This window comes from Streptomyces humidus, assembly GCF_014649655.1.
GTDB lineage: Bacteria > Actinomycetota > Actinomycetes > Streptomycetales > Streptomycetaceae > Streptomyces > Streptomyces humidus.
The window spans coordinates 97,603-111,864 of record NZ_BMTL01000028.1; the positions used below are offsets into that span (position 1 = coordinate 97,603).

Annotated in this window: 13 protein-coding genes; 10 read left to right on the forward strand and 3 right to left on the reverse strand. The window is 72.0% G+C overall.

What is annotated here, in order from left to right:
• Nucleotides 1-27 precede the first annotated feature (27 nt).
• The gene (locus IE239_RS29355) at nt 28-504 is read right to left on the reverse strand and encodes a hypothetical protein (RefSeq protein WP_190152436.1); all 477 of its coding nucleotides are present in this window, start codon (nt 502-504) and stop codon (nt 28-30) included.
• A 231-nt stretch (nt 505-735) separates the two neighbouring features.
• Between IE239_RS29355 and IE239_RS29360 the strand changes: the two genes are divergently transcribed.
• Nucleotides 736-1,512 carry an SDR family NAD(P)-dependent oxidoreductase gene (locus IE239_RS29360; protein WP_190152437.1) on the forward strand — a complete coding sequence of 259 codons (777 nt, stop codon included), beginning with the start codon at nt 736-738 and terminating at the stop codon, nt 1,510-1,512.
• Between the two features lie 80 nt (nt 1,513-1,592).
• Entirely contained in the window at nt 1,593-2,849 is a 1,257-nt protein-coding gene (locus tag IE239_RS29365; protein WP_190152438.1) for a tyrosine-protein phosphatase, read from the forward strand.
• 45 nt (nt 2,850-2,894) lie between these two features.
• Here the strand turns inward: IE239_RS29365 and IE239_RS29370 are convergent, their stop codons facing one another.
• Nucleotides 2,895-4,088, reverse strand: coding sequence for an RtcB family protein (locus IE239_RS29370; RefSeq protein WP_190152439.1), 1,194 nt, complete (start codon nt 4,086-4,088; stop codon nt 2,895-2,897).
• 204 nt (nt 4,089-4,292) lie between these two features.
• On the opposite strand from IE239_RS29370, the gene IE239_RS29375 reads away from it, so the two are divergent.
• The 3 genes from IE239_RS29375 (at nt 4,293) to IE239_RS29385 (ending at nt 7,684) form a co-directional block, all read left to right on the forward strand.
• Complete coding sequence (locus IE239_RS29375) at nt 4,293-5,150, forward strand: DUF3558 domain-containing protein (protein ID WP_190152440.1); 858 nt, start codon at nt 4,293-4,295, stop codon at nt 5,148-5,150.
• A 118-nt stretch (nt 5,151-5,268) separates the two neighbouring features.
• Nucleotides 5,269-6,255, forward strand: a complete 987-nt coding sequence (locus IE239_RS29380) for a DUF3558 domain-containing protein (protein ID WP_190152441.1) — start codon at nt 5,269-5,271, stop codon at nt 6,253-6,255.
• A gap of 76 nt (nt 6,256-6,331) precedes the next feature.
• Complete coding sequence (locus IE239_RS29385; RefSeq protein WP_190152442.1) at nt 6,332-7,684, forward strand: DUF2637 domain-containing protein; 1,353 nt, start codon at nt 6,332-6,334, stop codon at nt 7,682-7,684.
• A 70-nt stretch (nt 7,685-7,754) separates the two neighbouring features.
• On the opposite strand, the gene lysS is transcribed toward IE239_RS29385, so the two are convergent.
• Nucleotides 7,755-9,494 carry a lysine--tRNA ligase gene (gene lysS, locus IE239_RS29390; protein ID WP_190152443.1) on the reverse strand — a complete coding sequence of 580 codons (1,740 nt, stop codon included), beginning with the start codon at nt 9,492-9,494 and terminating at the stop codon, nt 7,755-7,757.
• Between the two features lie 134 nt (nt 9,495-9,628).
• Here lysS and argS point away from each other — a divergent pair, with 134 nt between their 5' ends.
• From argS to IE239_RS29415, 5 genes are all read left to right on the forward strand, one after another.
• On the forward strand, nt 9,629-11,398 hold the full coding sequence (gene argS, locus IE239_RS29395; protein ID WP_190152444.1) for an arginine--tRNA ligase: 1,770 nt from the start codon (nt 9,629-9,631) through the stop codon (nt 11,396-11,398).
• Nucleotides 11,399-11,645: 247 nt separating this feature from the next.
• Nucleotides 11,646-12,431 carry a DUF4253 domain-containing protein gene (locus IE239_RS29400; protein WP_190152445.1) on the forward strand — a complete coding sequence of 262 codons (786 nt, stop codon included), beginning with the start codon at nt 11,646-11,648 and terminating at the stop codon, nt 12,429-12,431.
• A 245-nt stretch (nt 12,432-12,676) separates the two neighbouring features.
• Nucleotides 12,677-13,201 carry a hypothetical protein gene (locus IE239_RS29405; protein ID WP_190152446.1) on the forward strand — a complete coding sequence of 175 codons (525 nt, stop codon included), beginning with the start codon at nt 12,677-12,679 and terminating at the stop codon, nt 13,199-13,201.
• A gap of 96 nt (nt 13,202-13,297) precedes the next feature.
• Complete coding sequence (locus IE239_RS29410) at nt 13,298-13,693, forward strand: hypothetical protein (RefSeq protein WP_190152447.1); 396 nt, start codon at nt 13,298-13,300, stop codon at nt 13,691-13,693.
• Between the two features lie 294 nt (nt 13,694-13,987).
• Nucleotides 13,988-14,227, forward strand: coding sequence for a hypothetical protein (locus tag IE239_RS29415; RefSeq protein ID WP_229878381.1), 240 nt, complete (start codon nt 13,988-13,990; stop codon nt 14,225-14,227).
• The last annotated feature ends 35 nt before the right edge of the window (nt 14,228-14,262 follow it).

Consider the following 14,262-nt stretch of genomic DNA (forward strand, 5'->3'; position numbering starts at 1 on the left):
CGTACGACGCACCGGCCGGCGCGACCGTCAGAAGAAGTACGCGTCCCCGGTGTCCAGCACCAGCACCTGCCGCCGGTCGTTGGCCCGGTTGCGGTCCACCGCCCCGCCGCCCCACACCGTGTCCACGTCCATGGTCACCTCGGCCGGCCGGCCCCGCAGCCACACCCGCAGCGCGATCCGCTCCCCCGGCCCGTCCGCGGCCAGCGCCCCCGTCCGGCACACCACCTCCTGCCGCCCCGTTCGCGCACACCCCGCCGGCAGCAGCGGCTCCCTCGCCGCCGACGGCGCCGACCAGCGCAGCCGTACGGTCGCGTCGGGGACGTCCCCCGGCCCGTGATTGCGCGGGGCCAGCAGCACGTCGACCCGGCCGCCCGCCAGCACGGCGGACCCGTGATACGACAGGTCGGCCTCGGGCTCCTCCCCCGCGGCCCGCGCCGGCGAGACCGCCGCCACCACCGCCAGCAGCACGGCACCGCACACCGCGAGACCCCGCACTCCGCCCATGCCATCACTCCTCGATCAGAAACCGTCCCGCACCCGTGCAGGGGATGTATCCCACGGCCGCCGCCCCGTGAGCGCCCTCCAACAGGTGACACCGCCGAGGGAGCCCCCGCCCCACGCACCCCCGCCCCACGCGCCCCCGGCTCACGCGTCCGCAGGGCGGGACCGCCGGTCGGCCCGTCGCCCCGCCCGCCTATCCTGGCGGCATCGACCGCCCCGCCCGAGGAGCAGCACATGGCCACCGCCGCACCGTCCGCCGCCTCCCGCATCGCCGTCGTCACCGGTGCGAGCAGCGGAATCGGCGCCGCCACCGCCCGGCAGCTCGCCGCGGCCGGCTACCGGGTCGTCCTCACCGCCCGCCGCAAGGACCGCATCGAGGCCCTCGCCGAGGAGATCACGCAGGCGGGCGGCTCGGCGGCCGCGTACCAGCTGGACGTGACGGACCGTGCCGCCGTCGACGAGTTCGCGACGGCCTTCAAGACGATCGGCGTGCTGGTCAACAACGCGGGCGGCGCGCTCGGCGCCGACCCCGTCGCCACCGGCGACCCCGACCACTGGCGCGCCATGTACGAGACGAACGTCCTCGGCACCCTCAACGTCACCCAGGCCCTGCTGCCCAAGCTCGACGCGAGCGGCGACGGCACCGTGGTCGTCGTCTCCTCCACCGCCGGCCACGGCACCTACGAGGGCGGCGCGGGCTACGTCGCCGCCAAGCACGGCGCGCACGTCCTGGCCGAGACGCTCCGTCTGGAGATCGTCGGCCGCCCGGTCCGCGTCATCGAGATCGCCCCGGGCATGGTCAAGACCGACGAGTTCGCCCTGACCCGCTTCGGCGGCGACGAGGACCGGGCGGCCAAGGTCTACGAAGGCGTCGCCGAACCCCTCACCGCCTCCGACGTGGCCGAGACCATCGCCTGGGCCGTCACGCGCCCCAGCCACGTCAACGTCGACCTCCTCGTCCTGCGCCCCCGCGCCCAGGCGTCGAACACCAAGGTCCACCGGGAGCGCTGAGGGACCCCCGGCCACGGCCGGCCCGGCTTCCTCCCCGCCACCGGGGCGGCGGCCTCCCCCGCTCCCCTAAGGTCCTGCCCGTGGACAGACACATACCGTTCGAGGCCCTGCACAACTTCCGCGACCTGGGCGGATACGCGACCGGAACCGGCCACCGGGTCCGCCCGGGTCTGTTGTTCCGCGCGGACTCCCTCGGCAGACTGAGGCCGGGCACCCCCGACTGGGACCGCTTCCTCGCCCTCGGCATCGGCACGGTCGTGGACCTGCGCCACCCCTGGGAGACGGAGTCCGCGGGCCGCGTCCCGGAGCACGACTCGTTCGCCTACCACAACCTCAGCATCGAGCACCGCCCCTACGACCAGGCCGCCGCGACGCCCGACGTGGAGCCCGGCCCCTACCTCTGCGCCCGCTACCTGGAGGTGGCCGAGGACGGCGTCGAGGAGATCGCGGCCGCGCTGCGCCTGGTGGCCGAGGCGCGCGAGGGCCTGGTGTTCCACTGCGCCTCAGGCAAGGACCGCACCGGCCAGCTCGCCGCCCTGATCCTCGCCCTCCTCGGCGTCCCGGACGAGACGATCATCGAGGACTTCACCCTGACCGAGCTGGCGAGCCGGGCCCTGCTGGACGACTGGCGGGCCCGCAACGACGGCCGCACCCCGGTCTGGCCGGCCTTCGGCCGCGCCCCCGAGGCGGCGATGCGTCTGTTCCTGCGCGCCCTGCGCGCCCGCCACGGCTCGGTCGAGGGGTACGTGACACATGCCCTGGGCCCGGGCGCGGAGGATCTGTCCGCCGCCCTCCGCGCCCGGCTCCTGGAACCCCTCCCCACCGCCTGGCCCGAGCCGGTCCACCGCAGAGCCGTGCCCGAGGACGCCCCGCTCCTGGTCCGGCTGCGCGACACGGCCGCCCTGTGGCAGCTGGCCCGGGGCATCGAACAGTGGCTGCCCGGCGAGAAGGACGAGGCCCACTTCGTGGAGCGGATGCGCGAGGGAGAGGTCTGGCTGGCGTTCTCGGACTCGCATCCGGCCGGCGCGTTCGAGCTCTGGTGGGACGACCCGGCGGCCTGGGGCCCCCGCCCGCCGGACGCCGGGTACATCCACCGCCTGATGACGACCCCGCACACCGCCCCGCCCGGCACGGGCCGCAGGATGCTGGCACACGCCGAGTCCCGCATCGCCGCGACCGGCCGCCCCTACGCCCGCCTGGACTGCCTCTCCGCCAACCCCCGCCTGCGCGCCTACTACGAGTCGGCGGGCTACGCGGTCGTCGGCGAACAACGAGCCAAGCAGGGCGGCCCGGGCAGCCCCTACGCGGTGACCCTGCTGGAGAAACGCCTCGGGTGAACTCCCGGGAGGGCCCCGGTCGGCAGAAGCCGACGGGCCCTCCCGTCAGCCCTTCACGCAGATGAACTGCTTCAGCTTCGCCACGACCTGCACGAGGTCCCGCTGCTGGTCCATCACCTGGTCGATGTTCTTGTAGGCGCCGGGGATCTCGTCCACCACGCCGGAGTCCTTGCGGCACTCCACGCCCCGCGTCTGGTCCGCCAGGTCCTTCGTCGAGAAGCGACGCTTGGCAGCACTGCGGCTCATGCGCCGACCCGCGCCGTGCGAGGCCGAGTTGAAGGCCTTCTCGTTGCCGAGGCCCTTCACGATGTAGGTGGCGGTGCCCATGGAACCGGGGATGATTCCGAGGTCACCGGAACCCGCCCGGATCGCGCCCTTACGGGTGACCAGGAGGTCCATCCCTTCGTAGCGTTCCTCCGCCACGTAGTTGTGATGACAGCTGACCTCCTCCTCGAAGGCCGGCTTCGCCTTCTTGAACTCCTTGCGGACCACGTCCTTCAGGAGCGCCATCATGATCGTGCGGTTGTACTTCGCGTACTGCTGCGCCCAGTAGAGGTCGTGCCGGTAGGCGGCCATCTGCGGGGTGTCCGAGACGAACACCGCGAGGTCGCGGTCGACCACACCCCGATTGTGCGGAAGGCTCTGGGCGACACCGATGTGGTGTTCCGCCAGTTCCTTGCCGATGTTCCGGGAACCGGAATGCAGCGTGAGCCACACGGAACCCGCGGTGTCGAGCGAGAGCTCGCAGTAGTGATTGCCGGATCCGAGCGTCCCCATCTGCCTGCCCGCCCGTTCGCGGCGGAACCTCACCGACTCCGCGACGCCGTCGAACCGCCCCCAGAAGTCGTCCCAGCCGCCGGTGGCCAGCCCGTGGAAACGGCCCGGTTCGACCGGGGCGTCGTGCATGCCCCGCCCCACCGGGATCGCCTGCTCGATCTTCGAGCGCAGCCGGGACAGGTCGCCCGGCAGGTCGTTCGCGGTCAGCGACGTCTTCACCGCCGACATCCCGCACCCGATGTCGACCCCCACCGCCGCGGGACACACCGCCCCCTGCATCGCGATGACCGAGCCGACCGTCGCGCCCTTGCCGTAGTGGACGTCCGGCATGACCGCGAGGCCCCTGATCCACGGCAGGGTCGCGACGTTGCGCAGCTGCTGCAGCGCACCCTCCTCGACCGACCCGGGATCGGCCCACATCCGGATGGGCACCCTCGCGCCCGGCATCTCCACGTACGACATGACGTCCTCAATCCCCCGGAAACAACGCAGAAGTGTCAAGCCGCAAAACCGGTGCCGAGGCATCCGAAAAGGGACGGTGGACCGGCATCCACGGTGTCGCGTGCGATACACATTGTCTGCGGGGGCCACCCCCGTCCGGCAAGCGAATAACCAGCGCGGACACCGGCCCGAAGATCCTGAAGCGACCCTCGAGAGGAGCCGACCGTGCAGCGGAAGGCGTACGTACCCGGCCTCGCGGCGCTCCTCGCGGCGTTGCTGGCCGGCTGCACCGGCGGTTCGGACGACGGCGGTTCGACGGACGACTCCAATCACGGCCAGGCGGGCACGGCCTCCGCGGCCGCGCAGCCCGGCCGGTACACCACGCTGCCGGAGGCGTGCGGCGTGGTGAGCCGGTCCACGCTCGACTCGCTCCTCCCCGGCGTCAGGCAGCTTCCCGACGAGACGCAGCGCGAGTCGGCCTACGCGGGCGAGGCGACGCTGACGTACGACACGGACCGCAAGGTGGGCTGCCGTTGGAAGGTGCAGTCCGCGGACGCCACCGACCATCTCGTCGTCGACCTCGAGCGGGTCGTCTCCTACGACAACGCGGTGAGCGACGACTCCGAGGCCGAGGCGCTGTTCGCCAAGAAGGTGACGGCGGCCGACCTGCCGGCGCCGCCCGCCTCGCCGACGGCGGGCGTCTCCTCGTCCACGGGCCCGAGTTCCGCGCCCTCGCCGTCCGGCTCCGCCTCCGCCGCCTCCTCCGCCCCGGCCTCGTCCTCCCCTTCGGCCCCGGCGGCTTCGGGCCCGGCCTCGGCCTCGTCCACCGCGACCCCGGCCGATCTGCAGCCCCGGCTGCTGGACGACCTGGGCGACGAGGCGTTCGTCGACGACGCGCTCGGCAGCTCCGGTTCGACGGCCAAGCAGCGGACGGTGACTGTGGCGTTCCGCACGTCCAACGTCATCGTGACCATCGAGTACGAGGAGCAGGCGGCGACCGTCGGCGTGACGCCGGACAGCGAGGAAATGCAGGACAAGGCCCGGAAACTGGCCGCGCAGCTGGTCGACTCCCTGGCCGCCTGAGGTCACTTCGGCCTCCTCCGCGCCCGGTCCGCGAAGGTCACGAACCGGAACCGCACAGCTTCTTCACCGCGTACCGTGGCCCCTCGGACCCGATCCGACCGCAGGAACCACGAGCGTCATGAGTGAAGGAACCATGCAGCGACGAGCCCAGCGAGACGGCCAGTTTGACCAGCGTGAGCAGCGTGACGAGCGAGCGAGGCGTGCCGGAGGTCTGAACCGCCTCCTCGCCGCGACGGTTGCCGTCCCGGTGATGCTGATCGCCGCAGGCTGCTCCTCGGACTCGGGCTCGGACTCGGGCTCCGGTTCCGGAGACCCGACGCAGGGCGCCGCCGCGGCCGGCAGCACGGACTCGGCGTCGAGCGCCGCGCCGACCGTGCAGGCGGCGGCGTACAAGACGCTGCCGGAGGCCTGTGCGGTGGTGTCGAAGAAGACGCTGACCGAACTGGTGCCGAAGGGCGCGAACGCCGGCAAGAAGGGCACGTCGGGCGACACGGGCGAGCGGGCGAGCTGCTCGTGGTCGAGCCTCGCCAACAACGGCGTGAAAGGGTCGCAGTTCCGCTGGCTGAACGTGTCGTTGCTGCGTTTCGAGTCGGACCCGACCACCGGCGACGGCGAGTCGCAGGCAAAGACGTACTACGCGAAGCAGGTCAAGGACGCGCAGGCGGTGGCCGGCGCGAAGAACACGAAGGCGACGCCCGCCGCGGGGACGGGCGACGAGGCGACACTCGTCCGGTACGACCTGAAGAAGGCGGAAGGCGCTTTCAGGCAGCAGACGGTCGTGGCGCGGGTGGAGAACGTCGTCGTCACGCTGGACTACAACGGCGCCGGCCTGGCGGGCGACAAAACGCCCACGGCGGACACTCTGACGAAGGCCGCGGAGAAGGCGGCCAAGGAAGCGGTGGCCACCGTCCGGTCGGCCAACGGCGCTGGCGGAGGCGGGAGTTCGGACTCGGGCTCCGACCCGGCCCCCTCGGCCTCCCCCTCCTCACCGGCGAAGACGAAGCCTTCCGCCTCGTCGTCGGCGGCCCCCTCGACGGCGCCGTCCGCGTCGGCGTCCGAGGCGGCCGCGGCGGCTCCGAAGGCGTCCGCGTCCGCGAAGAGCTGACGATCCGGCACCGCGTTCGCCGCACACATGTGCCACCCTGTTGCGCGCAAGAACACGCAAGGGGAGGGGAGTACGGGTGTCCGCGCCAATACAGCTGACCCGGACGCACCGCGTTCTCATCGGCGTGGTCGTGACCGGCGCCGTGATCATCGCCGGCATCGGCTTCGCCGGTTCGTACGCGGCCGTCCGGGAACTGGCCCTCGAGAAGGGCTTCGGGAACTTCTCCTATGTGTTCCCGATCGGCATCGACGCGGGCATCTGCGTCCTGCTGGCCCTGGATCTGCTGCTGACCTGGATCCGCATCCCGTTCCCGCTGCTGCGGCAGACGGCCTGGCTGCTGACGGCGGCGACGATCGCCTTCAACGGCGCGGCGGCCTGGCCGGACCCGCTGGGCACGGGCATGCACGCGGTGATCCCGATCCTGTTCGTGGTGTCCGTCGAGGCGGCCCGGCACGCGATCGGCCGGATCGCGGACATCACGGCGGACAAGCACATGGAGGGCGTGCGCCTCACGCGCTGGCTGCTCTCCCCGCTGCCCACCTTCCTGCTCTGGCGCCGGATGAAGCTGTGGGAGCTGCGCTCCTACGAACAGGTGATCAAGCTGGAGCAGGAACGTCTCGTCTACCAGGCGAGGCTGCGCTCCCGCTTCGGCCGGGCGTGGCGTCGCAAGGCTCCGGTGGAGTCGCTGATGCCGCTGCGGCTGGCCCGTTACGGCGTCCCGCTCGCCGAGACGGCCCCGGCGGGACTGGCGGCGGCGGGCATAGAGCCGGCCGTGCTCCCCCCGGCGCCGGTCCCGGCGGCCGCGCCCCAGCAGGAGCTGACGGCGGCCGCCCCGGTCGACGCGGGCGTCCGGGCCGTCGAGGCCGCCGCCGCGTCCCGGCAGGCCGAGCGGACACCGCAGGGCCAGCAGGGCCAGCAGGGCCAGCAGGACCGGCAGGCACAGCAGGTCGGCTACGCGCCCGCCCCCGCGCCCACGGAGGAGGAGCAGAGCCCGTGGTTCCAGGCGCCGCACGAGGTGGCGTACCAGGGGGGCTACGACCCCACCTACGACCCCTCGGAGCAGTACGCCCAGTGGTACGAGGAGCAGCAGCAGGCCGAGCAGTACCAGGACCAGTACCAGGAGGAGCCTCCGGCGCAGGAGCCCTCTCCTGAGGAGACCGGTTCGTTCCCCATCCCGGTGGGCCCGGGCCGCAGCCGCGAGCTCGGTGAGGGCGGCGGTACGCCGGTCCCCGAACCGGACGAGGAGTCGTACTACCAGATCTTCAAGCAGTCGTCGATGAGCGGCAGCGGCTACCCGACGCCGAGCCAGTTCAGCTACGACGTGGAGGCGACGTACGGCACCCCCATCCCGGACTCCGAGGCGAAGCGCATGGTCATGCGCTTCCAGAACCGCCACGCAGCGGAACTGGAAGAGGACCACATCGCCTGATGCGCGGGTGGACGACAAGGGGGGCGCCCGGTGTCAGCACCGGGCGCCCCCCTTGTCGTGGTGGCGCCGCCTACTCCCCGAGCAGGGTCCGCACCCGGTCCTGGCCCACCGCAAGCAGCAGCGTGGGCAGGCGCGGGCCGGTGTCGCGGCCGACGAGCAGGTGGTAGAGCAGCGCGAAGAACGTCCGCTGGGCGGTCTTGATCTCCGGCGGCAGCTCCTTGGGCGTGGCGTCGGCGGGGAATCCCGCCTGCACCTTGGGAACGCCGTAGACCAGGTGCGTCAGCCCGTCGAGCGACCAGTTCTCGGCGAGTCCGTCGAGCAGCAGCCGCAGGGACTGCCGGGAGGCCTCGTCGAGGGACTTCAGCAGTTCGGCGTCCGGCTCCTCGCGCACGACGGTGCGCTGGTCGGCCGGGACGTGGTGGTTGATCCAGGCCTCTGCCCTGTCGTACCGGGGCCGGGCCTCGTCCAGCGTCGTGATCGGGTTCTCCGGGTCGAGCTCGCCGAGGATCCGCAGCGCCTGGTCCTCGTGGCCGGCGGTGATGTCGGCGACGGAGGCCAGCGTGCGGTACGGCAGGGGCCGCGGCGTGCGCGGCAGCTCACCGCCGGCCGTGCCCACCGCACGGGAGTGCGCGGCGACGTCGGCCGGGAGCGCCGACCCCTCGGCGACCTTGGCGTCCAGCTTGTCCCACTCGTCGTAGAGCCGCTGGATCTCCTGGTCGAAGGCGATCTTGAAGGACTGGTTCGGGCGGCGGCGGGCGTACAGCCAGCGCAGGAGCTGCGGCTCCATGATCTTCAGCGCGTCGCCGGGGGTGGGCACCCCGCCCTTGGACGAGGACATCTTCGCCATGCCGCTGATGCCGACGAAGGCGTACATCGGCCCGATGGGCTGCTTGCCGCCGAAGATGCCGACGATCTGTCCGCCGACCTGGAAGCTGGAACCCGGCGACGAGTGGTCGACGCCGGACGGCTCGAAGACGACGCCCTCGTACGCCCAGCGCATCGGCCAGTCGACCTTCCAGACCAGCTTGCCGCGGTTGAACTCGTTCAGCCGGACGGTCTCGGCGAAGCCGCAGGCGGTGCAGGTGTACGACAGCTCGGTGGTGTCGTCGACGTACGAGGTGACCGTGGTGAGGTCCTTCTCGCAGTTGCCGCAGTAGGGCTTGTACGGGAAGTAGCCGGCGGTGCCGGACGAGCCGTCGTCCTCGGCGGCCGCGCCCGAGCCCTCGGCGGCCTCCAGCTCGGCCTCGTCGAGGGGCTTCTGCGGCTTCTTCGCCGGGGCCTTCTTGGTGCGGTACTGGTCGAGGATCGCGTCGATCTCGCCGCGGTGCCTGATCGCGTGCAGGATCTGCTCGCGGTAGACGCCGGAGGTGTACTGCGCGGTCTGGCTGATGCCGTCGAACTCCACGCCGAGCCCGGCCAGTGCCTCGGTCATGGCGGCCTTGAAGTGCTCGGACCAGTTCGGGTGCGCCGAGCCCCGCGGGGCCGGGACGGACGTCAGCGGCTTGCCGATGTGCTCGGCCCAGGACCCGTCCACCCCGTCGATGCCCTGCGGCACCTTGCGGAAGCGGTCGTAGTCGTCCCAGGAGATCAGGTGGCGGACCCGGCGGCCGCGGCGGCGGATCTCGTCGGCGACCAGGTGCGGGGTCATGACCTCGCGGAGGTTGCCCAGGTGGATGGGACCGGAGGGGGAGAGTCCGGACGCGACGACGACCGGTTTACCCGGGGCCCGACGCTCCGACTCCTCGATGACCTCGTCCGCGAAACGGGAGACCCAGTCGGTGGTCTCGGTGCTCTGAGCCACGATCGGCACGTCCTCTTGGTTCTGGAGCCTTTGATGGGAGCCTCCATCCTTCCAGACCGCCCCGCGCCGGAGAAAACCGCTTTACCCCCCATGGGATACTGGGCGTGCCCATCCCGCCCACGAGGAGAACGGCACCCATTCCTATGGCCCCGGTCACGTCCCTCAGTCACTCCGTCGAGCAGCACCTGACGTCCGCCCTCTCGGCCACCCTGCCGGAGGCCGGCGGCGCGGACCCGCTGCTGCGCCGAAGCGACCGGGCCGACTTCCAGGCCAACGGCATCCTCGCGCTGGCCAAGAAGGCGAAGGCGAATCCGCGGGAGCTGGCGACGAAGGTCGTGGCGAACGTGGTGACGGGTGACGTCATCAAGGAGATCGAGGTCTCGGGCCCCGGCTTCCTGAACGTCACGATCACCGACAGGGCGATCACCGAGAACCTGGCGGCCCGGTACGCGGACGCGGACCGCCTCGGCGTGCCCCACGCCCCGCAGCCGGGCACGACGGTCATCGACTACGCCCAGCCGAACGTGGCGAAGGAGATGCACGTCGGTCACCTCCGGTCCGCGGTCATCGGCGACGCGACGATGCGGATGCTGGAGTTCACCGGCGAGAGCGTGGTCCGCCGGCACCACATCGGCGACTGGGGCACCCAGTTCGGCATGCTCATCCAGTACCTGGACGAGCACCCGCACGAGCTGGACCACAAGGACGCCCAGGTCAGCGGCGAGGAGGCGATGTCCAACCTCGACCGCCTCTACAAGGCCGCGCGCAGGCTGTTCGACGCGGACGAGGAGTTCAAGACCCGGGCCCGGCGCAGGGTGGTCGACCTCCAGGCGGGCGAGCCGCACACCCTCGCGATCTGGCAGAAGTTCGTCGACGAGTCGAAGATCTACTTCTTCTCCGTCTTCGAGAAGCTGGACATGGAGATCCGGGACGCGGACATCGTCGGCGAGTCGGGCTACAACGACATGCTGGCGGAGACCTGCCGGCTGCTGGAGGAGTCGGGCGTGGCGGTCCGCTCGGAGGGCGCGCTGTGCGTGTTCTTCGACGACGTCAAGGGCCCGGACGGCAACCCGGTCCCGCTGATCGTCCAGAAGTCCGACGGCGGCTACGGCTACGCGGCGACGGACCTCTCGGCGATCCGCGACCGTGTCTTCGACATCAAGGCGAGCACGCTCCTCTACGTCGTCGACGCCCGGCAGTCGCTGCACTTCAAGATGGTCTTCGAGACGGCGCGGCGGGCCGGCTGGCTGAACGACGAGGTGAAGGCGCACCAGCTGGCCTTCGGCACGGTCCTCGGCAAGGACGGCAAGCCGTTCAAGACGCGTGAGGGCGAGACCGTCAAACTGGTCGACCTCCTCGACGAGGCGGTGGACCGGGCGACGGCCGTGGTCCGGGACAAGGCGGAGAAGGTCGGCCTGTCCGAGCGGGAGATCGAGGAGAACGGCAGGTACGTGGGCGTCGGCGCGGTGAAGTACGCCGACCTGTCCACGTCCGCGGTCCGGGACTACAAGTTCGACCTGGACCAGATGGTGTCGCTGAACGGCGACACGTCCGTCTACCTGCAGTACGCGTACGCCCGTATCCAGTCGATCCTGCGCAAGGCCGGCGAGGCCCGTCCGTCCGCTCGCCCGGAGCTGGAACTGGCGCCGGCGGAGCGGGCCCTGGGCCTGCACCTGGACCAGTTCGGCGAGACGGTGGCGGAGGCGGCGGCGGAGTACGCCCCGCACAAGCTGGCGGCCTACCTGTACCAGCTGGCCTCGCACCTGACGACGTTCTACGACCAGTGCCACGTGCTGTCGCCCGACAACGCACCCAAGGTCGTGGAGAACCGGCTGTTCCTGGTCGACCTCACGGCCCGCACCCTCCAGCGGGGCATGGCGCTGCTGGGCATCAGGACGCCCGAGCGGCTCTGAGCCCAGGCTCGAGCGCTGCGGCCCGTCCTCCCCGAGGGGAGGACGGGCCGCAGCGCTCTCCCGGCTCAGCAGTCCCGCCGTCGCCCCGCCCGCGCGCCGGGAGACCGGCCGGGCCGCCGCCTCGGACGGGACCGGTGGGAGCGGCGGGACCGCAGAGACCGGCGCCGCAGGGACCGGCCAAGTCCGGGCGGCCTGCGGGATCTTGACGTCGGCCTCGATGTCAGTGCCCACCCGTACAGTCACCGGCATGGCGACTCTTCCCAACCCGCTGCCCAAGCTCGCGTCGGACCCGAGCGGGCGTTCCCTCGGGCTCCAGCTCCCGCCCGGAAGGCTGATCGACACGACCGACGAGGGCCCGTGGCACGAGCCGTTGCTGTGGCACGCGGAGCGGTCGGCCTCGCCGGGCAACTGGAACGCGCTCGGGGGGCCTTCGGCGCGGGCCGGGCTCCTTGCGGTGCTCGTCGACCTGGGCGGCGCTCAAGGCGGGCCCGGGAAATGGGAGTTGATGCCGGCGCAGATGTCGTACCCGGGCGATCACGACGCCGAGGACGTGCTCGTGGAGTACTGGGAGGAGTGCGCGGCGACCGGTGAGGAGTGGCCCGGTCTGGCCGACGGGCTCACCCTCGCCTCCGACCCGGACGCGCGCGCCGCGCAGGTCGCCGACTCCCTGGCGGACGAGGCGCGTTCCTGGTTCACCGCTCCCCACCTCGCCCTGGTCCCGGCGCGCCGCAGCGCGGACGTCCCCGCGGCCGTCGGCTGGACGGGGCCGGCACAGCACGAGACCGACACCGCTCGGCTGTGCGCGGTCCTGCGTTCCTGGGAGGACCGCTTCGGCATACGGGTCGTCGGACTCGGCTTCGACGTGCTCGTGCTCTCCGTCGCCGCCCCGCCCGCCACGCTCGCCGAGGCGACGGCCGTGGCCGCCGAGCACTTCGCGTTCTGCCCGGACAACGTCCTGCGCGGCCCGGGAGACCTGGCGGCCTACGCCGAGCAGCTCATCGGAGAGCACGCCTGGTCCTTCTGGTGGGACTGACGAGGCCCCGGGGCCTCATGTCCTCGACCACTTCCTGATCACGCCTGTGCCCCCGGTCCGGGCCCGCCGGCCGGAGCCGTCGCCGTTGCCGTGGCCTGCTCGGGCTTCGCCGGCGCTGGGCGAAACGGGTCAAGATCGAAATGCGAAGGGCGTCGTACGCCTCGACGATGGCGACGTAAGGGCGGAGCGCCCTGGCCTGAGCGCCGGGTACTCCGCCGAGTCGTGTGCCAACGAAAGAGGAGAACATGACGGCAACGACGGAGACCCCCACGCAGGAGAAGGCCGGCGTCGGCTCGGAAGAGGCGGGGGAGGAATCCGCCATCGGTCCCCTCCTGCTGGCGGCCATGCTGGCCCGTCGTGAGGAGCACGGAGAAGAACCGATCATCGAGCACCCGCTGCTGCTCGCCGCGCTCATGCGCCGCGGCCGCGAGGAGCGCGGGGAAGAGTCCATCATCCAGCACCCGCTCCTCCTGGCCGCGCTCATGCGCCGCCGCCGCGAGGACCGCGGGGAGGAGTCCATCATCGAGCACCCGCTGCTGCTCGCCGCGCTGATGCGCCGTGGCCGCGAGGAGCGCGGGGAGGAGTCCATGATCCAGCACCCGCTGCTGCTCGCCGCCCTGATGCGCCGCGGCCGCGAGGAGCGCGGGGAAGAGTCCATCATCCAGCACCCGCTCCTCCTGGCCGCGCTCATGCGCCGCCGCCGCGAGGACCGCGGTCAGGACTCCTTCATCGAGCACCCGCTGCTCCTGGCCGCGCTGATGCGCCGCTAGGACGTGGCTGTCCCTGCCCTCCGGACCCGCGATCGTCGTGATCGCCCCACCGGAGGGCAGGTCCCGTAAGAAAATCGATGACGTTAAGGAACCACAATGGCAGCTGAGTCCGGCGGAGAATCGGAACGGGATCCTCTGGAGGCCTTCATCGACGAGGTCTTCGAGGAAATGGTGCGCGAGGCCGGAGTTCCGCACGGCGGCACCAGTGGCAGGCTCGGAAAGGACCCGCTGGCGGCAGCGCTGGTGGAGGCGGCCATGGCGTCGCTGTCGAACCCGCAGCCCTCCCCGTCCTCGGATCTGGAACGCGTGCTGTTCGCGCAGACTCTCGCGACGGCGTTGGCCGAGTCCCTGGCCCCCGCCCTGGCCGAGGCGCTGGCCTCGGAGATCATGAAGGTTCTGACCCATCACGCCGACGCCAAGAGCGGCGGCGAGAACCGGACCGTCGGCGCCTCCGGCCGTGAGCGCCGCGGTTCCGGCGAGCGGAAGTCCTGAGCCGATCGCAGCAACGCGTCCGGAGGACTCGACCACACCGGCCGGTCCTTCGGATCGCGGCCGAGCCTCGCGCCCGGAGAACTGCCGCCCGCGGAGAGACGGGGGGCGTGCAGACCGGCCGCCCTCTCGGCCCGGGGACCGCCTCCCCCGACGGCTCACGGAGCGCTCGGGCGTCCCACATCGTTTCCCAGGCAGGCGCCGTCTGCGCAGGTCGGAGGCCATGGGACAGGGCGGGCGTCCCGACTTGCGCGGTGGGTGTGGAAGGCCACCGGCCGAACGGCACAGGCTTGCCTCATGTCCACACGCCCCACTCCCCCCACCCGCCGCCGCGCCGTGACCACCGCCCGGCACGGCGTCCGGCACACCGCCCGGCACGGCGTCCGGCGTCGGGGCCGGCTGCTCGCCGCGGTGCTGACCGTCGCGGCGGCGCTCGCCCTCACCGGGTGCCACGACGGCCAGGGACTGCGCGACGAGGGCCCGTCGGGCTCCAGCACGGTGACCGGCTCCGGCACGCCGAGGGGCTCGGCACGCTGACTCGCTCCGGCGCACCGACGGGCTTCGACGCGAAC